The 21,000-nt window shown below is 71.0% G+C and carries 21 protein-coding genes; 14 read left to right on the top strand and 7 right to left on the bottom strand.

Going from position 1 to position 21,000, the window contains the following annotated elements; all coding sequences use genetic code 11:
* The first annotated feature begins 52 nt into the window (after positions 1-52).
* From CW359_RS22530 to CW359_RS22520, 3 genes are read left to right on the top strand one after another with little or no spacing between them, the layout of a single operon-like run.
* Positions 53-397 carry a histidine triad nucleotide-binding protein gene (locus CW359_RS22530; RefSeq protein ID WP_105971874.1) on the top strand — a complete coding sequence of 115 codons (345 nt, stop codon included), beginning with the start codon at positions 53-55 and terminating at the stop codon, positions 395-397.
* A gap of 22 nt (positions 398-419) precedes the next feature.
* Positions 420-1,328: a ribonuclease Z gene (locus CW359_RS22525; RefSeq protein ID WP_105971873.1), complete on the top strand. Its 909-nt coding sequence runs from the start codon at positions 420-422 to the stop codon at positions 1,326-1,328.
* 20 nt (positions 1,329-1,348) lie between these two features.
* Positions 1,349-2,338, top strand: a complete 990-nt coding sequence (locus CW359_RS22520) for an adenosine deaminase (RefSeq protein WP_105971872.1) — start codon at positions 1,349-1,351, stop codon at positions 2,336-2,338.
* A 12-nt stretch (positions 2,339-2,350) separates the two neighbouring features.
* Here CW359_RS22520 and CW359_RS22515 read toward each other — a convergent pair whose 3' ends face one another.
* Complete coding sequence (locus tag CW359_RS22515; protein WP_232838532.1) at positions 2,351-3,556, bottom strand: MFS transporter; 1,206 nt, start codon at positions 3,554-3,556, stop codon at positions 2,351-2,353.
* A 355-nt stretch (positions 3,557-3,911) separates the two neighbouring features.
* Here CW359_RS22515 and CW359_RS22510 point away from each other — a divergent pair, with 355 nt between their 5' ends.
* The 9 genes from CW359_RS22510 to CW359_RS22470 all read left to right on the top strand — a co-directional run bounded on the left by CW359_RS22510 (position 3,912) and on the right by CW359_RS22470 (position 12,615).
* Entirely contained in the window at positions 3,912-5,039 is a 1,128-nt protein-coding gene (locus CW359_RS22510) for a carbohydrate kinase family protein (protein ID WP_105971899.1), read from the top strand.
* Between the two features lie 152 nt (positions 5,040-5,191).
* Positions 5,192-6,250, top strand: coding sequence for a PhoH family protein (locus tag CW359_RS22505; protein WP_105971871.1), 1,059 nt, complete (start codon positions 5,192-5,194; stop codon positions 6,248-6,250).
* A 13-nt stretch (positions 6,251-6,263) separates the two neighbouring features.
* A complete protein-coding gene (gene ybeY / locus CW359_RS22500; protein WP_105971870.1) occupies positions 6,264-6,761 on the top strand; it encodes an rRNA maturation RNase YbeY in 498 nt (165 codons plus the stop codon).
* Positions 6,758-8,080: a hemolysin family protein gene (locus CW359_RS22495; RefSeq protein ID WP_105971869.1), complete on the top strand. Its 1,323-nt coding sequence runs from the start codon at positions 6,758-6,760 to the stop codon at positions 8,078-8,080. Before ybeY ends, CW359_RS22495 begins: the two co-directional genes overlap by 4 nt.
* The gene (locus tag CW359_RS22490; protein ID WP_105971868.1) at positions 8,077-8,436 is read left to right on the top strand and encodes an MmcQ/YjbR family DNA-binding protein; all 360 of its coding nucleotides are present in this window, start codon (positions 8,077-8,079) and stop codon (positions 8,434-8,436) included. Before CW359_RS22495 ends, CW359_RS22490 begins: the two co-directional genes overlap by 4 nt.
* Positions 8,437-8,689: 253 nt before the next feature.
* Positions 8,690-9,049 (top strand): cytidine deaminase, encoded by a 360-nt coding sequence (locus tag CW359_RS22485; RefSeq protein WP_105971867.1) that lies wholly within the window; start codon positions 8,690-8,692, stop codon positions 9,047-9,049.
* Positions 9,050-9,326: 277 nt separating this feature from the next.
* On the top strand, positions 9,327-9,824 hold the full coding sequence (locus CW359_RS22480; RefSeq protein ID WP_105971866.1) for a hypothetical protein: 498 nt from the start codon (positions 9,327-9,329) through the stop codon (positions 9,822-9,824).
* Between the two features lie 281 nt (positions 9,825-10,105).
* Positions 10,106-11,434, top strand: a complete 1,329-nt coding sequence (locus CW359_RS22475) for a WxL domain-containing protein (RefSeq protein ID WP_105971898.1) — start codon at positions 10,106-10,108, stop codon at positions 11,432-11,434.
* Between the two features lie 104 nt (positions 11,435-11,538).
* Complete coding sequence (locus CW359_RS22470; protein ID WP_198655335.1) at positions 11,539-12,615, top strand: WxL protein peptidoglycan domain-containing protein; 1,077 nt, start codon at positions 11,539-11,541, stop codon at positions 12,613-12,615.
* Between the two features lie 26 nt (positions 12,616-12,641).
* On the opposite strand, the gene CW359_RS22465 is transcribed toward CW359_RS22470, so the two are convergent.
* Positions 12,642-12,980 (bottom strand): P-II family nitrogen regulator, encoded by a 339-nt coding sequence (locus CW359_RS22465; protein WP_105971864.1) that lies wholly within the window; start codon positions 12,978-12,980, stop codon positions 12,642-12,644.
* Between the two features lie 201 nt (positions 12,981-13,181).
* Between CW359_RS22465 and era the strand changes: the two genes are divergently transcribed.
* Positions 13,182-14,165 (top strand): GTPase Era, encoded by a 984-nt coding sequence (gene era / locus CW359_RS22460; protein ID WP_198655334.1) that lies wholly within the window; start codon positions 13,182-13,184, stop codon positions 14,163-14,165.
* A 474-nt stretch (positions 14,166-14,639) separates the two neighbouring features.
* On the opposite strand, the gene CW359_RS22450 is transcribed toward era, so the two are convergent.
* On the bottom strand, positions 14,640-15,557 hold the full coding sequence (locus tag CW359_RS22450; RefSeq protein ID WP_105971896.1) for a helix-turn-helix transcriptional regulator: 918 nt from the start codon (positions 15,555-15,557) through the stop codon (positions 14,640-14,642).
* A gap of 141 nt (positions 15,558-15,698) precedes the next feature.
* Here CW359_RS22450 and CW359_RS22445 point away from each other — a divergent pair, with 141 nt between their 5' ends.
* Entirely contained in the window at positions 15,699-16,565 is an 867-nt protein-coding gene (locus CW359_RS22445; RefSeq protein ID WP_105971895.1) for an NAD-dependent epimerase/dehydratase family protein, read from the top strand.
* A 58-nt stretch (positions 16,566-16,623) separates the two neighbouring features.
* Here CW359_RS22445 and CW359_RS22440 read toward each other — a convergent pair whose 3' ends face one another.
* The 4 genes from CW359_RS22440 to CW359_RS22425 all read right to left on the bottom strand — a co-directional run bounded on the left by CW359_RS22440 (position 16,624) and on the right by CW359_RS22425 (position 20,721).
* Positions 16,624-17,934 carry an MFS transporter gene (locus tag CW359_RS22440; RefSeq protein WP_232838531.1) on the bottom strand — a complete coding sequence of 437 codons (1,311 nt, stop codon included), beginning with the start codon at positions 17,932-17,934 and terminating at the stop codon, positions 16,624-16,626.
* Complete coding sequence (locus CW359_RS22435; RefSeq protein ID WP_408647507.1) at positions 17,931-19,268, bottom strand: GH1 family beta-glucosidase; 1,338 nt, start codon at positions 19,266-19,268, stop codon at positions 17,931-17,933. The genes CW359_RS22440 and CW359_RS22435 overlap by 4 nt, the downstream gene beginning before the upstream one ends.
* A gap of 88 nt (positions 19,269-19,356) precedes the next feature.
* A complete protein-coding gene (locus CW359_RS22430) occupies positions 19,357-19,623 on the bottom strand; it encodes a protealysin inhibitor emfourin (protein WP_105971862.1) in 267 nt (88 codons plus the stop codon).
* A 33-nt stretch (positions 19,624-19,656) separates the two neighbouring features.
* Complete coding sequence (locus CW359_RS22425; protein ID WP_105971861.1) at positions 19,657-20,721, bottom strand: M4 family metallopeptidase; 1,065 nt, start codon at positions 20,719-20,721, stop codon at positions 19,657-19,659.
* Positions 20,722-21,000: the final 279 nt, after the last annotated feature.

The following is a 21,000-nucleotide window of genomic DNA, read 5'->3' as shown; positions in this document are numbered from 1 at the left end:
GGTGCCGATACCATGCCGACGTAATGATCGGCGAACCTGAGGAGGCACACGCATGACAGACGACGACTGTCTGTTCTGCAAGATCGTCGCGGGGCACATCCCGGCGACCATCGTCCGGGAGACCGACACCACCGTCGCCTTCCGGGACATCAACCCCCAGGCGCCGACGCACATCCTGGTGATCCCCAAGGTCCACCACCCCGACGCCGCCTCCCTCGCCACCGCCGAACCCGCCATCGCCGCCGACGTGTTGCGCGAGGCCGGTGAGATCGCCGCCGAGGAGAAGCTCGACAGCTACCGCCTCGTCTTCAACACCGGCAGCGGCGTCGGCCAGACCGTCTTCCACGCCCACGCGCACGTCCTCGGCGGACGCGGCATGCAGTGGCCGCCCGGGTAACGGGGTAACGGGACAACTCGCCATGTCCGGACGTGAATTGGTGGTCCTCGGCACCGCCAGCCAGGTACCCACCCGGCACCGCAACCACAACGGCTACCTCCTCCGCTGGGACGGCCAGGGCATCCTCTTCGACCCCGGCGAGGGCACCCAGCGCCAGATGCTGCGCGCCGGGGTCGCCGCCCACGACCTCAACCGGATCTGCGTCACGCACTTCCACGGCGACCACTCCCTCGGCGTCGCCGGCGTCATCCAACGCATCAACCTCGACCGCGTCCCGCACGAGATCACCGCCCACTTCCCCCGATCAGGGCAGAAGTTCTTCGACCGGCTGCGTTACGCCACCGCCTATCGCGAGACCGTCCAGATCGGCCAGGCGCCGCTCGCGGGGGAAGGCGGGGTCCTTGCCACCACCCCCGGTTACCGGCTCGAAGCCCGCAGGCTCTCCCACCCCGTCGAGTCCTATGGCTACCTCCTCGTCGAACCCGACGGGCGCCGTCTGCTGCCCGAACTGCTCGCCGCGCACGGCATCAAGGGGCCCGACGTCGGACGACTCCAGCGCGAGGGCTCCCTCGGGGCCGTCACCCTCGACGAGGTCAGCGAGCTGCGGCGCGGGCAGCGGTTCGCCTTCGTCATGGACACCCGGTTGTGTGAGGGGGTCCACGCACTCGCCTACGACTGCGACATGCTCGTCATCGAGTCGACCTTCCTCGACGAGGATCAGCAACTCGCCGCCGACCACGGGCACTTGACCGCCGGTCAGGCCGGAGCCGTCGCCCGGGACGCCGGCGTACGGCATCTCGTCCTCACCCACTTCAGCCAGCGCTACTCCGACCCCGACGAGTTCGAGCGGCAGGCCCGGGCCGCCGGGTACGAGGGCGAGCTGACCGTCGCCCATGACCTACTGAGGGTGCCGGTTCCGAAACGGCGGTAAAACGGCCGTACGATTCTTTGATGCCCATCCCCAAAGCCGAACTGCACCTCCACATCGAAGGCACCCTCGAACCCGAGCTGGCCTTCGCGCTCGCCGCTCGCAACGGTGTCGTGCTGCCCTACGCCGACACCGAGGAACTGCGCAAGGCGTATCTCTTCGAGGATCTGCAGTCCTTTCTCGACCTGTACTACGAGCTGATGGCCGTCCTGCGCACCGAGCAGGACTTCGCGGACCTCGCCGACGCCTATCTCGCCCGCGCCGCCGCCCAGGGCGTACGGCACGCGGAGATCTTCTTCGACCCGCAGGCCCACATCGCCCGGGGCGTGGACATGGGGACCGTCGTCGAGGGGCTCTGGCGCGCGCTCCGCGACAGCGAGTCGGCGCACGGCGTCTCCACCCGGCTCATCATGTGCTTCCTGCGCGACCAGTCCGCCGCCTCCGCCATGGAGACCCTCGACGCGGCCCGCCCCTACCTCGACCGGATCACCGGCGTCGGGCTCGACTCCGCCGAGGTCGGGCATCCGCCGGTGAAGTTCCGCGAGGTGTACGAGGCCGCCGCCGCCCTCGGGCTGCGACGCGTCGCGCACGCGGGGGAGGAGGGGCCGCCCGCCTACATCACCGAGGCCCTCGACGTCCTCGGCGTCGAGCGCGTCGACCACGGGCTGCGCTGCATGGAGGACCCCGAGCTGGTCGCTCGGCTCGTGCGCGAGCGCGTGCCGCTGACCCTCTGCCCGCTGTCCAACGTACGGCTGCGCGCCGTCGACGTCCTCGCCGAGCATCCGCTGCCCGCGATGCTCGACGCCGGCCTCCTCTGCACCGTCAACTCCGACGACCCCGCCTACTTCGGCGGGTACGTCGGCGACAACTTCGGGGCGGTACGGGAGGCCCTGGGCCTCGGCGAGGAGCGGCTCCGGGAGCTGGCGCGGAACTCGTTCCTCGCGTCGTTCCTCGACGATGACGAGGAGCGGCGGGCCCGGTACCTCGCCGAGGTGGACGCGTACCGGTTCTGACGTCCGTGCCGGTCAGGCCACCGGGCGGTACTGCTCGGTGGCCTTGACCGTGGTGAGCCTCAGCGCGCGGGACGGGGACGGCGTGCGCAGCGCCACGGCCGTCATCGGGACCGCGATCAGCAGCAGGCCGACGGCCAGCACCGCGCCCATCGCCGGGAAGCCCGCGTGCGCCGAAAGCAGACTGCCGGTCAGCGGGCCGCACGCCGTGCCCAGCGAGGACCCCGAGCCGACCAGCACCGCCCAACGGCCGCGCGGATCCAGCGCGGCGGCCAGGCCGATGACGTACGACAGCACGATCGGGTACAGCGTGTTCCAGGCGATCTCGCCGGCCGCGAAGGACGTCAGGTCGGTCGCGGAGGCGCTCAGCACGATGCAGGCCGCGATGACCGCCGTACCGGCGCCGATCGGCAGCGCCCGGCCCAGCCGCGTGCCGAGCGCGCCCGCCCCGACGACCCCGAGCAGCCCCGCCCCGAGCGCCACGGCGAACACCGCGCCGACCGTCGCCTCGGAGAGCCCGGCCTGGGTGAGCCCGATCCGGCCGCTGACACCCCAGAGGGAGTTCTGCGCGAGGGACCAGCAGGCCATCGTGACGGCGAGGACCACTCCCGCGCGCGGGCGGGGGAGCGGGGTGCAGGTCGGCGGCATGGCGGTCGCCTGCAGGTCCCTCGCCGACCGGCCGTTCCGTCCGGGGAGCGCGGCCGTCAGCGGCCATACGGCGACTGCCGTCAGGGCCAGTGCGATCAGCGGGAGGCCGTGGCCCGGGCCGAGGTGCGGGACCGTCAGATAGACGACGCCCGCGAGCGCGGAGACGCCCAGCAGGCCCAGGGTGGTCGTGCGGTGCGGGTCGGGACGGCCGGCGATCCCGGTGGCGGCGACCGTGGTGGCCGTACCGGACCCGAAACCGCCGACCACGGCGCCGACGATCACGGCGTACAGGCTGGTGGTGAGGGCGGCGGCGCCGTACCCGAGGGCCGCGAGGACCAGGCCGGTACGGGCGAGAGCGCGGGGGCCGACCCGGTCGACCCGGGAGGCGAGCAGAAAGCCCGCCGACGCCGAACTCAGCAGCAGCGCACTGCCGATGGCACCGGCCTGCGTGGGACTCAGCGGGAGATACGCGTCCAGTCTGCCGACGGTGGTGGGCAGGAGGTACGGCGCCAGGTACCCGGCCGTGAAGAGGGCGATGAGGGGCCAGGGCATGGTGGAGCGGGGGGAGAACACGGGCGTTCCTGGGCGTGCGAAAGCGAATGTGACGGCTCGGCGGAGCGGGTGTGACGGCTCGACAGGCTGATGTGGCGGCCCGGCGAGCGGGGACGACGGCTCTGCGAGCGGGTGTGGCGGCTCGATGCGGGGTGGGGCGACGACCGTCGACGGACAGGAACGCGCGGGCAATTTGTATCAAGCGGCGGGCGGGGGAGGGGAGCCGGGTGGGTGTGATGTGGGGCACTTCGGTGTTTGGGGTGGGAGAGGCGGGGTATTCGTGTGCGCCCCCGGAGTGGCCGGGGCGGAGTGACGGGCCGCTGTCAGTGGGGTGGTGCAGACTGGCCTGATCCGCACCGTCGTCAGGGAGCGCACCGTGATCGCGTCCACCGCGTCCACCGGAGAGGGATCTTCCGACCGCCAGGCCCAGGTCGACCCCTTGGCCGCCCTGCGCGCGCCCGACGATCCGCCGTGGGACGTGTATCTGACCGGCACCGTCTTCCTCGACATCATCTTCACCGGGCTCGACTCGGCCCCGGTGCGGGGCACGGAGTCCTGGGCGCGCGGCATGGGCTCCAGCCCCGGCGGCGTCGCCAACATGGCCACCGCGCTCGCCCGGCTCGGCCTGAAGACGTCCCTCGCCGCCGCCTTCGGCGACGACCACTACGGCGAGTACTGCTGGGACGCCCTCGAACAGGGCGAGCGCATCGACCTCTCCACGTCACGCACGGTCCCCGGCTGGCACTCCCCGGTCACCGTCTCGATGGCGTACGAGGGCGAGCGCACGATGGTCTCCCACGGCCACGAGCCGCCCCCGGAGGAACCGGCCCCGGAGTGCCCGCCGCACGCCAGAGCCGCCGTCGCCTCCCTCACCCCGGGCGTCCGCGCCCCCTGGATCGCCCAGGCCGCCCACAAGGGCGCCCGGATCTTCGCCGACGTCGGCTGGGACGACACCGGCCGCTGGGACCTCGCGGGCCTCGCCGACCTGGAGCACTGCGAGGCCTTCCTGCCCAACGCCGACGAGGCGATGCGCTACACCCGCACCGACTGCCCCCGCAAGGCCGCCCGCGCCCTCACTGACCACGTACCGCTCGCCGTCGTCACCCTCGGCGCCGACGGCGCGTACGCCGTGGACGGACGCACCGGCGAGACTGCCGAGGTGCCCGCGATCGCCGTCGAGGCCCTCGACCCGACAGGCGCGGGCGACGTCTTCGTCGCGGGCTTCGTCACCGGCACCCTCGCCGACTGGCCGCTCGCCGACCGCCTCGCCTTCGCCGGCCTCACCGCCGCCCTCTCCGTCCAGGACTTCGGCGGCTCGCTCTCCGCCCCCGGCTGGTCCGAGATCGGCGCCTGGTGGCGCGAGATCCAGTCGTACGAGCACCAGGACCCGGAGGCGCTGCGCCGGTACGCCTTCCTGGCGGACCTGGTGCCCCGGACGGCGAGACCACGCCCCTGGCCGCTGCGGCGGGCGGTCCCGACGATCGGCTTCGGCAGATCGGCGTGAGCGCACCGGCGTGAGCGCACCGGGGTGTCACCGGACCGTGAGTCAAAACCCCTTCGGCGTTGTCAGTGCACCGACGTACCCTGGGAGCGGAAGGCTACCCACGTGGTAAGCGAGCCTCATCGAGGAGGTCGTGCAGGCCTACGAGCCGGCCCATGACTCAGACACCCACAGCTCAGCCCCCCGCACGGGGGCAGGCACGAGCGCAGTTCACCGTCCCCGCCACGCACCCCATGGTGTCCCTGCTGGGTTCGGGTGACGCCCTCCTGCGAGTGATCGAGAAGGCCTTCCCGGCGGTCGACATCCATGTCCGGGGCAATGAAGTCAACGCCGTTGGCGAGGCGGTCGAGGTCGCCCTCGTCCAGCGGCTGTTCGACGAGATGATGCTGGTGCTCCGCACCGGACAGCCGATGACGGAGGACGCGGTGGAACGCTCGATCGCCATGCTCAGAGCGAGCGGGAACGGCGAGGCGGACGGCCAGGAGACCCCGGCCGACGTCCTCACCCAGAACATCCTGTCCTCGCGGGGCCGCACGATCCGCCCCAAGACCCTCAACCAGAAGCGCTACGTCGACGCCATCGACAAGCACACCATCGTCTTCGGCATCGGCCCGGCGGGCACCGGCAAGACCTACCTGGCGATGGCGAAGGCGGTCCAGGCCCTCCAGGCCAAGCAGGTCAGCCGCATCATCCTGACCCGCCCGGCGGTGGAGGCGGGCGAGCGCCTCGGCTTCCTCCCGGGCACGCTCTACGACAAGATCGACCCGTATCTGCGCCCGCTGTACGACGCGCTGCACGACATGCTCGACCCGGACTCGATCCCGAAGCTGATGGCTTCGGGGACGATCGAGGTGGCGCCGCTGGCTTATATGCGTGGTCGCACCCTTAATGATGCTTTCATCATCCTGGACGAGGCCCAGAACACCTCCCCCGAGCAGATGAAGATGTTCCTGACCCGCCTCGGCTTCGAGTCGAAGATCGTCATCACGGGTGACGTGACGCAGGTCGACCTGCCGTCCGGGACCAAGTCCGGGCTGCGGCAGGTGCAGGAGATCCTCGAAGGGCTGGACGACGTCCACTTCTCGCGGCTCACCTCCCAGGATGTCGTCCGGCACAAGCTGGTCGGCCGTATCGTCGACGCGTACGAGAAGTACGACAGCGAGAACGGTACGGAGAACGGCACCCACAAGGGCGCCCGGGACAAGCGGAAGTAGACAAACCAGCACCATGTCGATCGACGTCAACAACGAGTCCGGAACCGAGGTCGACGAGCAGGCGATCCTCGACATCGCCCGCTACGCGCTCGCGCGGATGCGCATCCACCCGCTCTCCGAACTCTCGGTGATCGTCGTGGACGCCGACGCCATGGAGCAGTTGCACATCCAGTGGATGGACCTGCCCGGTCCGACCGACGTCATGTCCTTCCCGATGGACGAGCTGCGTCCGCCGTCGAAGGACGACGCCGAGCCGCCGCAGGGGCTGCTCGGTGACATCGTGCTCTGTCCCGAGGTCGCCGAGCGGCAGGGCAAGGAGGCCGAGACGCAGCACTCCATGGACGAGGAGCTCCAACTCCTCACCGTCCACGGCGTGCTGCACCTCCTCGGGTACGACCACGAGGAGGCGGACGAGAAGGCCGAGATGTTCGGCCTCCAGGCCGCCATCGTCGACGGCTGGCGCGGTGAGCGCGGGATGACCGGTCCGTCGCCCGCCCCGACCGTGTCATGAACCCCCAACTCGTCACCGGTGCCATAGCGCTGGTCGTCGTCGCCTGGCTCGCCGCCTGCGCGGAGGCGGGCCTCGCGCGCGTCTCCAGCTTCCGTGCCGAGGAGGCCGTACGGAGCGGTCGGCGCGGCAGTGCCAAGTTGGCCCAGGTCGCCGCCGATCCGACCCGCTATCTCAACGTGGCGCTCCTGGTGCGCGTGGCCTGCGAGATGGCCGCCGCCGCGCTCGTCACGTACGCCTGTCTGCGGGAGTTCGACAAGACCTGGCAGGCCCTCGCCGTCGCCATCGGTGTGATGGTGCTCGTGTCTTATGTCGCCGTCGGGGTCTCGCCGCGGACCATCGGGCGGCAGCATCCGCTCAACACGGCCACCGCGGCTGCGTACGTGCTCCTGCCGCTCGCCCGGATCATGGGGCCGATCCCTTCTCTCCTCATCCTCATCGGTAACGCCCTCACGCCCGGCAAGGGCTTCCGGCGTGGCCCGTTCGCCTCCGAGGCCGAGCTGCGCGCGCTGGTCGACCTCGCCGAGGCCGAGTCCCTCATCGAGGACGACGAGCGCCGCATGGTGCACTCCGTGTTCGAGCTGGGCGACACCCTCGTACGCGAGGTCATGGTCCCGCGGACCGACCTGGTCGTCATCGAGCGGTACAAGACCATCCGGCAGGCCCTCACCCTCGCCCTGCGCTCCGGGTTCTCGCGCATCCCGGTCACCGGGGAGAACGAGGACGACGTCGTCGGGATCGTGTATCTCAAGGACCTGGTCCGCAAGACGCACATCAGCCGGGACGCCGAGAGCGAGCTGGTGTCGACCGCGATGCGGCCCGCCGCCTTCGTGCCCGACACGAAGAACGCCGGTGATCTGCTCCGCGAGATGCAGCGCGACCGCAACCACGTCGCCGTCGTCATCGACGAGTACGGCGGCACGGCCGGGATCGTCACGATCGAGGACATCCTGGAGGAGATCGTCGGCGAGATCACCGACGAGTACGACCGCGAACTCCCGCCCGTGGAGCAGCTGGGCGACGAACGGCACCGCGTCACGGCCCGCCTCGACATCACCGACCTCGGCGAGCTGTACGGGCTTGAGGAGTACGACGACGAGGACGTGGAGACGGTCGGCGGGCTGCTCGCCAAGGCGCTCGGGCGGGTGCCCATCGCCGGTGCCTCGGCCGTTGTCGAACTGCCCGACGGGCGCGGGCTGCGGCTCACCGCGGAGGCCGCCGCCGGCCGTCGGAACAAGATCGTGACCGTGCTCGTCGAGCCCGCCGACCAGGCCGGGGCGCCGGAGGACGAGAAGGACGCGAAAGAGGGGGAGGGCGCGTGACTCCGCAGGAGCTGCGTGACTTCTGTCTGTCCTTCAACTCCGCCGTGGAGGACTTCCCGTTCAGTCCGGAGATCTCCGTCTTCAAGGTGCTGGGCAAGATGTTCGCCCTCTCCTGGATCGACAACCTGCCCCTGAAGGTGAACCTGAAGTGCGGGCCGGAGGACGCGATCCGGCTGCGGGCCGAGCACCCGGGGCTGATCATCCCCGGATATCACATGAACAAACGGCACTGGAACACCGTGACGGTCGACGGGGAGCTGGCCGATCGGCTCGTGCGCGAGCTGATCGAGGACTCGTACGACCTGGTGGTGGCCGGTCTGCCGCGCGCGGAGCGGTTGCGGCTCGACCGGCCCTGAAGCCTGCTCTGCTCCGGTCAGTACGGCAGGATGCGGCCCGAGGGGGTCCTGCGGTCGATGGGGAGGTCGCGGGGGGAAGGAGCGCTGGGCCGACGGGTGACGCGGATGCGGGTCTGGCGGTTCATTAACGCCTCCTCATGGCTCGCGGTTCCTGGGTCATGCCCTGATCGCCCGTGCCTGATACCTGTTCTTGTGTGACTTCCTTGTTGCATGAGCCCCCGGGACGGGACAAACCCCTAAGTATGCTCGTGGCATGACCGACAGCAACGCGCCCGGCCTCGACCCCGAGGACCGCAAGATCGTCACCCTCGCCCGCTCCGCCCGCGCCCGCAACGGCGTCCCCGAGGGGGCGGCCGTACGGGACGAGACCGGGCGTACGTATGTCGCGGGCACCGTCGCCCTCGACTCGCTGCGGCTGAGCGCGCTGCGGACCGCGGTGGCGATGGCGGTGGCGTCCGGGGCGCGGTCCCTGGAGGCGGCGGCGGTCGTGACGGACGCGGACGGTGTCCCGGCCGAGGACCTGGCGGCCGTACGGGACCTGGGCGGCCCGGCGACCCCCGTGCACGTGGCCGCGCCGGACGGAGTGGTGCGCTCGACGGTGGCCGCCGGCTGAGGCGAGCCGGGTGAAGTGAGCCGGGTGAAGTGAGCCGGGGTGGCCGAAAGAGGGTAGGTCTTCGGCCACTTTCGCTGTCCCGATGGAAGAACACGCAGAGCATCTCTTGCAATCGCGAGCAACCCACGCATCAATGGAACCCGTTCTTCCGACGGACCGTCAGATTCCACCGCGCGGCGCCCCGCACCCGCCCCGCGGCGACCGCACCCGCCCGTCGACCCCCCACATCGCAATTCCCCACATGGCAATTCCCGTACCAGGGAAGGGAATCCGATCGATGATCAGCAAGTCAGCACGCCCGTCTGCCCGCAGACGGTTCGGAATCGGTGCGGTACTGGTGGCGGGCTCGGTCGCCACCACCGGACTGGCGTTCGCGCCGGTCGCCGCGGCAGTAGCCCCCACCTCCGCGACGGTCACCTACAGTTGCGGTCTGTTCGGCGGCGGAGCGACCGTGCTCACCGCCACTCAGGACGGCACCTCGGCCACCATCACGGTCAGTTCGAGCATCACCGCGCCGCTCCCCCTCGCGGCCGACTCGATCGCCTCGACGCTGACCCTGGCGAACGCGAGCGGCGGGACCACCGCCTTCACCGGCACCAAGAACCCGGCCACGGCCACCGGTGCCACGGTCACCGTCGGCCCGCTGACCGGCACCGTCGCCTCCGGCGACAGCCTGGAAGCGGGCGGCGGCACTCTCAAGCTGGTGCTCTTCGGCATCACCGTGAACTGCACCCCGACCGGTAACCAGTCACCGGGACCGTTCGTCTACGAGTGACGGTCCGCCTCCCCGCACCGTTCCACCCGGCGGCCGGCGTCCTCCGCTTCGCGGCGGACGCCGGCCGTTCCCGACCGGGAACACACGGGCGCCCGACAGCGAACTGATTGGCCGTCACAGCGAACTGATGGACCGTCAGTTCACTTTCCACCGTTCGCCGTTATTTGGCGAGATTGCATTGACTTCTCGCTCAACCTGCTCATCAATGGCCCCCTGTCGGCGCAGACGAGCCGCTGCGCCCGCATCCCTCAGAGGGGGCAACCATGGCCAACATGGCAACCATGGGCACGACCGGCCGAAGACGACGCTGGGCCGCGCTGCTCGGGGCGACCGCACTCGCGGTCACCACGGGCGGTGCGCTGGCCGTCCCGGCCGGCGCGCTCAGCACGGCGTCCGCCGCCGTGGACTACGGCACGCACTGTGTGCCGCCGCCGATCGCGGGCATCCCGCCGATCGACGGCACCACCACCGGACAGATCACGGTGGACAACACCGCGCCCAAGGTCGGCGACACCGTCACCGTGACGTACACGGTGGTCAAGCCGGCCGCGAGCAACCCGACCGACCTGGCGCTGCCCGCCGACATCATGACGCCCACCGGAAAGGTCACCCTGGGCGGGGCACAGACCGGGGACATCACCGTCGCGGGGCCCAAGAAGAACGACCCCGTGCCCGGCAAGGGCGCGTTCCCGCCGTTCTCGATGACCGGCACCTTCACCGTCACCTCGCCCGGCGCGATCACCCTCTCGCCCGGCGACTACAACATCCACACCAGCTACATCCTTGAGCTGGACACCCCGTGCACACTCCTGACCCCGCCGGCGCCCGTCTCCGAGACGATCACGGCGACGGACGGGACCCAGACCAACACCCGTGCCATCACGCTGGGTTCGGCCTCCGGAGCACCCGGGGCCGGGGTCACCGTGAACGGCGCCAACTTCACCCCCGGCGCCACGGTCACCCTCGCGGGACGGTCCGGGGCCACCCAGACCGCCGACTCCGCGACGGTGACCGCCGACTCCGCGGGCGCCTTCAGCGGCACCCTCGCCGTCAACGACAAGACGACGACCGGGGTCGTGGCGTACGAGGGCAGTGCGTGGAGCGACACCAAGGGCTCCCCGCCCGCCGCCTACGTCGTCATCGACGACACGCCCATCCCCGACGGCAGCCAGAAGCTCACGACCACCGTCAAGGCGGGCACGCTGTCCATGACCCAGGCCGGGGACGCCGTCCAGCTGTCGGCGGTCGACTTCGGCAGCGGCGGGGCCTCCACCGGGGCTCTGCAGACGGTGACCGTCAAGGACTTCCGCGGCGGCCCCGCGGGCTGGTCTCTGACGGGCAAGGTCACCGACTTCACCGGTCCCGGCGCCAAGATCGAGGCGGGCAAGCTGAGTTGGACCCCGGCCTGCGCCACCAAGGCAGGCAGCCCCAGCACCTGCAAGGCCGGTTCCGCCGGTGCCGTGGGGACTTCGGGAGCCACCCTGGCCTCCGCACCCGACGGCACGCTCACCGGCGGTGAGTTCACCGTCGACGCCGGACTGTCGCTGAACGTACCGGCGTTCACCCCGCCGGGCACGTACTCGGGCGTACTCACTCTCACGCTCACCTGAACAACGTTCGCCTGAACGGCTGTTCGTCATCCGGTGGCCGGGCGCGCACCCGCCCGACCGTCCGGCCGTCCCGTCCGCGGGGGTCCGCACCCATGTCGCAAACGATGAGCCGTAGACCGTACGCCTTCCTCACCACCCTCGCACTCCTCCTGATGGCGGTGCTCGGCGCGTCACTCCTGACGCCCGTGCCCGCCCGCGCCGCCGACAACGGCAGCTGGTCGGTGTTCCCGACCGCCTCCGCGGTGGCGCAGCGCCCGTACTTCTACCTCTCCGCCGATCCCGGCACGGCAGTCGAGGACAAGGTCACCGTCGCCAACAAGACGGACCAGCCGCTCACCTTCCGGCTGTACGCCGCCGACGCCTACAACACCGCCCGCGACGGCGGGTTCGCGGTCCGCACCCTCGACGAGAAGCAGCGCGGGGTCGGCGCGTGGGCGCGGCCCGCGAAGTCCCGGGTCACCGTGCCGCCGCGCAAGTCGGTCACCGTACCCTTCACCCTCCGGGTCCCCGAAGGGGCCGAACCCGGCGACCACGTGGGCGCGTTGGTCGCCCTCGACGAACGGATCGCCGCGGGCGACGGCTCACTGGCCCTCGGGGTGCGGCGGGCGGTCGGCGCGCGGATCTACCTCCGGGTGAGCGGCCCGGCCGTCTCCGCCATCGCAGTCGAGAACGTCCGCATCACCCACGACCAGCCCCTCGTCCCGGGCCTCGGCGACAGCAGCGCGACGATCTCGTACACCCTCCACAACACCGGCAACGTCACCCTCGACCCCCGGGTGGAACTGCGCGCACAGGGCCTGTTCGGCCGTACGCTGCTGTCCCGCGACCTCACCGGCCTCCCCTCCGAACTGCTGCCGGGCCAACGGGTCAGCCTCACCGAGCCCTGGCACGGCGCCCCCCAACTCGACTGGGGCGACGTCACGTTGACGGCAACGGCCAAGGACACCCGGGAATCGGCGAGCGTGTCCTTCTTCGCCCTGCCGTGGCTGATGGCGGTGCTGCTGGGAGTGTTCGCCGCGGTGGGGACGGCACTCCTGATCAGGGCCCGCAGAAACGCGCCCCGAAAGGGGAGCGCCCCAAAGGGGCGCGGGGCGGTGTCCATAGGCGGCTCCGCCGCGGGGCGCGACCAGCCACAACGGCGCGAGAGCGAACCAATGACATCCAGTGGCACGTCCGGTTGAGCGCCAGGCTCAGAACGACGCGCGCTTCAGAGCGCGTCGGGCCCACGCTCACCCGTCCGCACCCGCACCACCGTGTCGACCGGCAGCGACCACACCTTGCCGTCGCCGATCTTGCCGGTGCGGGCCGCCCTGACGATCGCCTCGATCGCGGCCTCGGCCTCCCCGTCGTCCACGACGACCTCGATACGGACCTTGGGGACGAGGTCGACCTGGTACTCGGCGCCGCGGTACACCTCGGTGTGCCCGCGCTGACGGCCGTACCCACTGGCCTCGGTGACGGTCAGGCCGTGCACCCCGAGTTCCTGGAGCGCGGTCTTGACCTCGTCGAGGCGGTACGGCTTGACGATCGCGGTGATGAGCTTCATTCCTGGCTCTTGACCTTCTGCGCGGAGGGACGCTGTGCGGGAGGGGAAACGGCGGACGGGACCGGGGCTCCGTGGCCCGGGACGCCGTGATCGTATGCCCGTCCCGGCGTGTGCCGTAAGGCCGAGGCCGGGTGTGTTCCCGGGGCGTCCGGGGCCCGGTCGGGGGCTCGGCGTACGGCGGGTGTCCGTGGATCAGGGACAATGGGCCACATGAGCGTTCGTACCCCGTCATCCGAGCCGTCCGAGCCGTCCGTGCCGTCGAAGGCATCGGCCGCGCACCGCGCCGGCTTCGCCTGCTTCGTGGGCCGCCCGAATGCGGGCAAGTCCACCCTTACGAACGCTCTGGTCGGCCAGAAGGTGGCGATCACCGCCGACCAGCCGCAGACGACCCGGCACACGGTACGGGGGATCGTGCACCGCCCGGACGCGCAGCTGATCCTGGTGGACACCCCCGGCCTGCACAAGCCGCGCACGCTGCTGGGCGAACGCCTGAACGACGTGGTCCGCACGACCTGGGCCGAGGTCGACGTCATCGGTTTCTGCCTCCCGGCGAACGAGAAGCTCGGCCCCGGTGACCGTTTCATCGCGAAGGAACTGGCGGCGATCAAGAAGACGCCGAAGATCGCGATCGTGACGAAGACCGACCTGGTCGAGGGCAAGGCGCTGGCCGAGCAGCTCATCGCGATCGACCAGCTCGGGCGCGAGCTGGGCTTCGAGTGGGCGGAGATCGTGCCGGTGTCGGCGGTCGCCGACAAGCAGGTGGACCTGCTGGCCGACCTGCTTGTCCCGCTCCTCCCCGAGGGCCCGGCGCTCTACCCGGAGGGCGACCTCACGGACGAGCCCGAGCAGGTCATGATCGCGGAGCTGATCCGCGAGGCGGCCCTGGAGGGCGTACGCGACGAGCTGCCCCACTCGATCGCGGTCGTGGTCGAGGAGATGATCCCGCGCGAGGACCGCCCGGCGGACAAGCCCCTCCTCGACATCCACGCGTTCGTCTACATCGAGCGGCCCAGCCAGAAGGGCATCATCATCGGCCCGAAGGGGCAGCGGCTGAAGCAGGTCGGCATCAAGAGCAGGAAGCAGATCGAGGCGTTGCTCGGTACGCCGGTCTTCCTGGACCTGCATGTGAAGGTGGCGAAGGACTGGCAGCGGGACCCGAGGCAGCTGCGCAAGCTGGGCTTCTGAGCGGGCGTACGGCCCGCTGTCACAAACAGGGAGGCAGCCCTGTCCTTACTCCGGACAGTCCCTGTTTGGAGGAACGAACACATGACCACCGAGCACACGCACCTGCCCCCGGGCATCGAGATCATCACGACGCTGCCGGCGGCTGCCGCCCTGATCCCGGCGGGCGCCGAGGCGAGATCGGTCCGCATCACCCTGGCCCCGGGCGACCCCGGCGCACCACCTCACGGACGCGGAGTCCCAGCTGGTGGTGACGATGTTCGCGCCGCCCGGAGTTTGAGGACTTTCCTACCCACCCACCCGCCCGTTTACGGCATCTGTTCAGCACAGGTCCGGGTACCTCAACCTGCCCGGCGTTCGAGCACTTGAGGGCGTGCGCGTCCAGGTCTATTTTTCCCGCCCACCCGCCCGTTTACTGCCTCCTACCAGCCCGGGTCGGGGCCTCTCAGCCCGTCCGGCGTTTGAGGACGAGCGCGTTCAGCGCGATTGCGGGGGGTCTGGGGGCGCAGCCCCCAGAAGGATGGGAACGGGTAGGGGCGGCGGGGGCGAGGAAACCCCTGCAGTCACCCCCGCCACCCCCACCACCCCCAACAACCGCAGCCGCTCGTACGACCCCGTCCCCGGCCGGGCCGAGTGGACGATGAGCATGTGGTGGTCGTTCTGGTTCGTCAGGACCTCGCAGTCCAGTTCCAGGAGCCCGACCACCGGGTGCAGGAACCGCTTCGTCGCGCGGCGGCGCACCGCGACCTCATGGGCCGTCCACAGGGACGCGAACTCCTCGCTGGCGGACCGCAGTTCGGCCACCAGCGCCGCCGGTTCCGGGTCGTCGGGGCGGGCTGCCGTCACCGCCCGCAGGTTCGCCACGTGGGCGCGCGCGTGGTCGGGCACGTCCTCCGGGGGACAGATCTTCCGGGCCGCCGGGTCGAGGAAGAAGCGCCGGACCAGGTTGCGCTCGCGCGGTGGGCGGGCGGCGGCGTCGCCGGCCAGGGCGCTCGACATCGCGTTCTGGGCCAGAATCTCGCCGCAGTCGCTCACCACCATCGCCGGGGTGTCGTGCAGCCGGTCCAGGACCAGCAGCAGACCGGGGCTCACATGCCGGGAGGGGCTGCCGCGACGCGGCGGTTCCTCGCCCGCCAGGTGGAACAGGTGGTCCCGTTCGTCCTCCGTCAGGCGCAGTGAGCGGGCCAGTGCCGTCAGCATCTGGCGGGACGGGTGCGGGCCCCTGGCCTGTTCCAGGCGGGTGTAGTAGTCCACCGACATCCCCGTCAGCTGGGCCACCTCCTCGCGCCGCAGCCCCGGCGTACGGCGGCGCGCGCCCGCCACCAGGCCCACGTCGGACGGGCCGAGCCGGGCCCGGCCGCGGCGCAGGAAGTCGGCGAGTTCGGGACGGTTCACGTTCACCCCTCCAGGGTGCCGCCGTCCGCCCGGCTTATCCAGGGACCGCCGGTCCCCCGATCGACGGGTCTCTCCCGCACCCGGCGACCGCACCCGAGGGTGATGGCACCGAGCGACACCGGACCACCCGAGGAGAAGATCATGCTGACACTGGTGACAGGCACGACAGGACAGGTCGGCCGGCGCTTCCTGCCCAGGCTGCTCGCACAGAACCGCCCGGGGGAGCGGACCCGGATCCTGGTGCGCGACCAGGCCCGCGCCGAACCGTTCGCCGAGCTGGGCGCCGAGGTCGTCCTCGGGGACCTGCGGGACGCGGAGGCGCTCGGCAAGGCGGTCGCCGGAGTGGACGCGGTCGTGAACGTCGCCGCCTCCTTCCGCGGGGTCCCGGACGAGGACGCGTGGGCCGTCAACCGCGACGCGGCGGTGGAGCTGGGCCGGGCGGCGCTGGCGGCGGGCGTACGACGCTTCGTGCAGGTCAGCACGGGGCTGGTGTACGGCACCGGCCGGGGCCGCCCGCTGGTCGAGGAGGACGAGAGCCGGCCCGGCGGCGTGATGTGGGGCGCGTACACCGAGTCGAAGGCGGCGGCCGAACGCGAACTGCTCGCCCTGGGCGGCGAGGGCCAGGGCATGGACGTACGCGTCGCCCGTCTCCCCTTCGTCTACGGCGAGGGCGACCCGCACCTCGCCCAGTCCCTGATGTGGGCCGCGAACTGGGCGCCGGCCCAGCGGCTCCAGATGGCCCACCACGCGGACGTCGCCCAGGGCCTGCTGCGCCTCCTGCACGCGCCCGGAGTCGCGGGCCGCATGTACAACATCGCCGACGACGCCCCCGTCACGGCGCTCGAACTGCACCGCCTCAACGGGGTCGAGATGCCCGCCGAGGCCCACGACCGCACCGACCCCGACCCGTGGTTCGGGATCATGTCCACCGAACGGGTCCGCCGGGACCTGGGCTTCCGCCCGCTCCACCCCACGGTCTGGTCGGCCCGGGCCGCCGGAGCCCTGTGAGCGGGCCGCCCGGGCGACCCCTCTGATCAGTCCCGTCAGTTCCGTCAGTCCCGTCCGATCAGTCGACCCCCCTGATCCGCCGCACCAGCAACGCCCCCGCCAACCCGATCACCGCCGCCACCAGATACAGCATCCGGTAGCCGCCCAGGTAGGTGACGATCGGCGCGGCGAGGGCGGGTGCCGCGACCTGGGGCAGGGCGTTGGCCACGTTGATGACGCCCAGGTCCTTGCCCCGGTCCCCCGCCTTCGGCAGTACGTCCGTCATCAGGGCGAAGTCGACCGACGTGAACACCCCGAAGCCGATCCCGAGGAGCGCCGCCGCGACGATCGCCCCGGGCCAGGTCTGCCACCCGGCCAGCAGCGCCGTCGCCGCCGCCATCAGTACGCCCGACCAGATCACGAACGGTTTGCGCCGCCCCACCCGGTCCGACCAGGCCCCGCCGACGACGACCGTGGCGAGCAGCGTCACGCCGTTCACGGCGGTCAGGATCAGGACACCGCCCTCGGGGTCGGAGTAGTCCAGGCGGTCGCGCAGGTAGTAGAGCAGGTACAGCAGCACCAGCGCGTTGCTGAGATTGATCAGGAACCTGGTCAGCCAGGCCCACCCGAGGTCCGGATAGCGGCGCGGGCTCAGCCAGAACCCGGCGAGGAAGCTCCGCCACGACCACACCGGCCGGTCCGTGACCTCCAGTCGCAGATCCCGGTGCCGCAGCACGTACGGCAGCACACCCAGCAGCGTGAACGCCGCGCACGCCGCGTACCCGGCGCCCACACCTCCGGCCGCCGTCGCCAGCCCCGTACCGCCGACCACCCCCAGGATCTGCGCCGCGCCCAACCAGCCGCCCACGGCGCCGCGTTGGAGCCGTGGTACCCGGTCGGGCACGGCGGCCGTGATGGCGGCGAAGGCCGCGTTCAGCGTCAGCTGGACCAGGCACCATCCCGCCACCATCGTCCACAGCCCACCGGCCCCCGCGAGCAGCAGCAACGACACCGCCCCGCCCGCCGCCCCGGCCACGATCCACGGCGTACGGCGCCCCCACCGCGACGTCGTACGGTCCGACAGCGCGCCGAAGACCGGGTTCGCCGCCAGCGACACCAGGGCACCGGCCCCCGCCACCCATGCCAGCAGGGTCTCCTTCGACATTCCGGTGCCGGGCGCGAAGTCCTCGGCCTGGGAAGCGAGCAGGATCTGCAGCGGCCCGAACCACCCCACCCAGATAGCCCCGTTGGCGAGCGAGAGCGAGGCGGTCCACCCCCGCCCGACCCGCTCGACGGGCTCGGCGAGGGCGTGCGGGGAATCCGAAGAGCCCAGTGCGCCCGGGGAGTTCGGGGAATCCGGGGAGCCCGTCGAAGGGGAGGTCTCAGTCATCTCTGCGCTCGCAGCAGGTCCCGGAACCAGGCGTAGGACGCCTTGGGCGTCCGGGTGAGGGTCTCAGGGTTGTCGAAGTCCACGTGCACCAGCCCGAACCGCCGCGCATACCCCTCCGCCCACTCGAAGTTGTCCAGCAGCGACCACACGAAGTAGCCGCGTACGTCCACGCCCGCCTCCACCGCCCGGTGCAGCGCCCGGACATGGCCGTCCAGGTAGGCGATCCGCTCCTGGTCGTCGAGGCCCTCGTACGAGCAGCCGTTCTCGGTGATGACGACGGGCGGCAGCCGGTCGCCGTAACGGTCCCGGAAGGTGGTGAGCAGCTCCGTCAGACCCTCCGGTACGACGGGCCAGCCGAAGTCCGTCACCGGGACGCCCTCGATCTCCTGGACGGAGAAGGGGAGTTCGGCCGGGATCGTCAGTCCGCCGAACTCGATGTCGGCGCCCTGCGGCGCTCCCACCTTGGTCGGCGAGTAGTAGTTGACGCCGTAGAAGTCGAGCGGCTCCCCGATGATCTTGAGGTCCGACTCCACGTCACCAGGCATCAACTCGCCCAGGCCGTCCGGGTATTCGCCCAGCAGGATCGGGTCGGCGAACAGCCGGTTGAGGAGCAGGTCGTAGAACCCGGCCGCCTCCAGGTCCGCCGGTTCCTGTGTCGCCGGCCAGGTCGGACCGTGCGAGTTGGCGATCCCGATGTCCGTGGCACCGGCGGCGCGCAGGGCCCGTACCGCCAGGCCGTGGCCCAGGAGTTGGTGGTGGGCGGCGGGCAGGGCGTCGAACATCAGCTGCTTGCCCGGTGCGTGGGCGCCCAACGCGTGGCCGAACAGGGTGTGTTCGGCGGGCTCGTTGATCGTGATCCACTTCTTCACGCGGTCACCGAGGCGGTCCGCGACGACCGTGACGTACTCCGCGAAACGCGCGGCGGTGTCCCGCTCCAGCCAGCCGCCCTCCTCCTGAAAAGCGACCGGCAGATCCCAGTGGAAGAGGGTCGGGACGGGCCGTACGCCCGCCGCGAGCAGCTCGTCCACCAGCCGGTCGTAGAAGTCCAGGCCGCCGGGGGAGATCACCCGCGGCCAGGAGATCGAGAAGCGGTACGCGTCCACGCCGAGGCCGGCCAGCAGGGCCACGTCCTCGGGGTAGCGGTGGAAGTGGTCGCAGGCCACCGCCGCCGTGGAGCCGTCCTTCACGCGCCCGGGCTCGGCGGTGAAGGCGTCCCACACGGAGGCCTCGCGCTGGTCCACGGCCCCCTCGATCTGGTGCGCCGAGGTGGACACTCCCCACAGGAAGCCGGCCGGGAACTGGGGTATCGGGTTGGTCGCCATGCGCCGGATCATGGGTACCGGGGGTAAGGGGTGTCAACGGCCAAGAGTGAACAAGCGGTTTCACGCCATCCGACAGTGGCCCCGACACCCGTTACGCCCCTTACGCCCCCTCCTTCAACACCCTTGAGATCAGCTTGCGTTGCTCCTCGGTGAGCCGGGGGTCGGCGCAGTACACCGTCTTCCCGTCCACCGTGAGTTCGTAGCTGAAGCCGTCCGGCACCCCGGTCGGGCGGGCGCCCCGGCCGGCGGAGACCGCCCGCTCGGCCAGGGCGTGCCACTCGTGGGCGTCGGGGCGACCCGAGGTGTCCACCTGGGCACGCCGCTCGATGCCCGCGAACCCGCCTGTGCGTCGTACCTGAATACGCATGGCTCATTCCTAGTACGAAAGCGCCCGTGAGGCCTACCGGGTCGGGACCCCGACCTGCTCCCACGCCTTCAGTACGGCCTGGAGTTCCTCGCCGTCGTTGAAGCGGTCCCTGGCCGCCGCCACCGTCAGCCTGGCGAAGTCCGCGAAACTGGCCTGCGCGTACAGCTCGCCGCCGGTCAGCACGTCGTACCAGATCTGCCCGGCCTTCTCCCAGGCGCTGCCGCCGAGGGTGGTGGCCGCGAGGTAGAAGGCGTGGTTGGGGATGCCGCTGTTGATGTGGACGCCGCCGTTGTCGCGCCCGGTGCGGACATAGTCGTCCATCGTCGCGGGCTGCGGGTCCTTGCCGAGCACGTCGTCGTCGTACGCCGTGCCCGGGGCCTTCATCGAGCGCAGGGCGACGCCGGTGACGCGCGGAGCGAGCAGGCCCGCGCCGATCAGCCAGTCGGCCTGGTCGGCGGACTGGCCGAGGGAGTACTGCTTGATGAGCGAGCCGAAGACGTCCGACATGGACTCGTTGAGCGCGCCCGGCTGGCCGAAGTAGGTGAGGTTCGCGGTGTACTGCGTGACGCCGTGGGTCAGCTCGTGGCCGATGACGTCGATCGGGAGGGTGAAGTCGAGGAAGATCTCGCCGTCGCCGTCGCCGAACACCATCTGCTCGCCGTTCCAGAAGGCGTTGCCGTAGTCCTCGTCGAAGTGGACGGTCGCGTCCAGCGGCAGGCCCTCGCCGTTGATCGAGTTGCGGCCGTACACCTTCAGGAAGAGGTCGAAGGTGGCGCCGAGACCGGCGTAGGCGCGGTTCACGGTGGCGTCCTGGCCCGGGTCGGAGCCCTCGGAGCGGACGAGCGTGCCGGGCAGGCTCTGGCGGTGCTCGGCGTCGTAGATGGACCGCAGCGGTTTCTCGTCGGCCAGGGACGCGGCGACGGCGGGTGCGCCGAGGACGGTGGTCAGCCGGCGGTGGGTGCGCTGGTACGCGTCGTGCTCCAGGGTGCGGCGGGCGGGACCGGCGAGCACCGGGTCGTCGGCCTGGGCCACCTTGTCGAGGACGTGCGGCGGGATGATCGTGCAGAAGACGGGCTCAAAGCCCCCGTTGGTCGTCATGCCCGGCACCTTTGCACCGAGTCATACGGCTGTCACTACCCGCAACCATGATTGGTGAAATACCGGGATAAGGAGCCCATCGTTCAGCGACAGAGTGGTATGGCACACCTTTTTACCCCTTTTGTTCACCGGCTCCCGCATACTGGCAGTCCCGCATAGTGATACAGGCCCGCGCCCCCGGCGCGGCTCGGCTACAGTGCGGAGCACCATGCGTATCGGGCTGCTCCTCCTTAGCTGCCGCGGCGAGGGCCTGTAAGTCGAGGCCGACCCCCTCCCCGC

Origin of the sequence: Streptomyces geranii (assembly GCF_002954775.1) — a bacterium.
Taxonomy (GTDB): Bacteria; Actinomycetota; Actinomycetes; order Streptomycetales; family Streptomycetaceae; genus Streptomyces; species Streptomyces geranii.
This window is presented reverse-complemented; position numbering and strand designations above follow the sequence as displayed.

Excerpts from the sequence above, each read along its gene's own strand:
- CW359_RS22530 (WP_105971874.1), top strand. The coding sequence starts at position 53 with ATGACAGACGACGACTGTCTGTTCTGCAAGATCGTCGCGGGGCACATC.
- CW359_RS22525 (WP_105971873.1), top strand. The coding sequence starts at position 420 with ATGTCCGGACGTGAATTGGTGGTCCTCGGCACCGCCAGCCAGGTACCC.
- CW359_RS22520 (WP_105971872.1), top strand. The coding sequence starts at position 1,349 with ATGCCCATCCCCAAAGCCGAACTGCACCTCCACATCGAAGGCACCCTC.
- CW359_RS22505 (WP_105971871.1), top strand. The coding sequence starts at position 5,192 with ATGACTCAGACACCCACAGCTCAGCCCCCCGCACGGGGGCAGGCACGA.
- ybeY (WP_105971870.1), top strand. The coding sequence starts at position 6,264 with ATGTCGATCGACGTCAACAACGAGTCCGGAACCGAGGTCGACGAGCAG.
- CW359_RS22495 (WP_105971869.1), top strand. The coding sequence starts at position 6,758 with ATGAACCCCCAACTCGTCACCGGTGCCATAGCGCTGGTCGTCGTCGCC.
- CW359_RS22485 (WP_105971867.1), top strand. The coding sequence starts at position 8,690 with ATGACCGACAGCAACGCGCCCGGCCTCGACCCCGAGGACCGCAAGATC.
- CW359_RS22480 (WP_105971866.1), top strand. The coding sequence starts at position 9,327 with ATGATCAGCAAGTCAGCACGCCCGTCTGCCCGCAGACGGTTCGGAATC.
- CW359_RS22475 (WP_105971898.1), top strand. The coding sequence starts at position 10,106 with ATGGGCACGACCGGCCGAAGACGACGCTGGGCCGCGCTGCTCGGGGCG.
- CW359_RS22470 (WP_198655335.1), top strand. The coding sequence starts at position 11,539 with ATGAGCCGTAGACCGTACGCCTTCCTCACCACCCTCGCACTCCTCCTG.
- CW359_RS22465 (WP_105971864.1), bottom strand. The coding sequence starts at position 12,980 with ATGAAGCTCATCACCGCGATCGTCAAGCCGTACCGCCTCGACGAGGTC.
- era (WP_198655334.1), top strand. The coding sequence starts at position 13,182 with ATGGGCCACATGAGCGTTCGTACCCCGTCATCCGAGCCGTCCGAGCCG.
- CW359_RS22445 (WP_105971895.1), top strand. The coding sequence starts at position 15,699 with ATGCTGACACTGGTGACAGGCACGACAGGACAGGTCGGCCGGCGCTTC.
- CW359_RS22440 (WP_232838531.1), bottom strand. The coding sequence starts at position 17,934 with ATGACTGAGACCTCCCCTTCGACGGGCTCCCCGGATTCCCCGAACTCC.
- CW359_RS22435 (WP_408647507.1), bottom strand. The coding sequence starts at position 19,268 with ATGATCCGGCGCATGGCGACCAACCCGATACCCCAGTTCCCGGCCGGC.
- CW359_RS22430 (WP_105971862.1), bottom strand. The coding sequence starts at position 19,623 with ATGCGTATTCAGGTACGACGCACAGGCGGGTTCGCGGGCATCGAGCGG.
- CW359_RS22425 (WP_105971861.1), bottom strand. The coding sequence starts at position 20,721 with ATGACGACCAACGGGGGCTTTGAGCCCGTCTTCTGCACGATCATCCCG.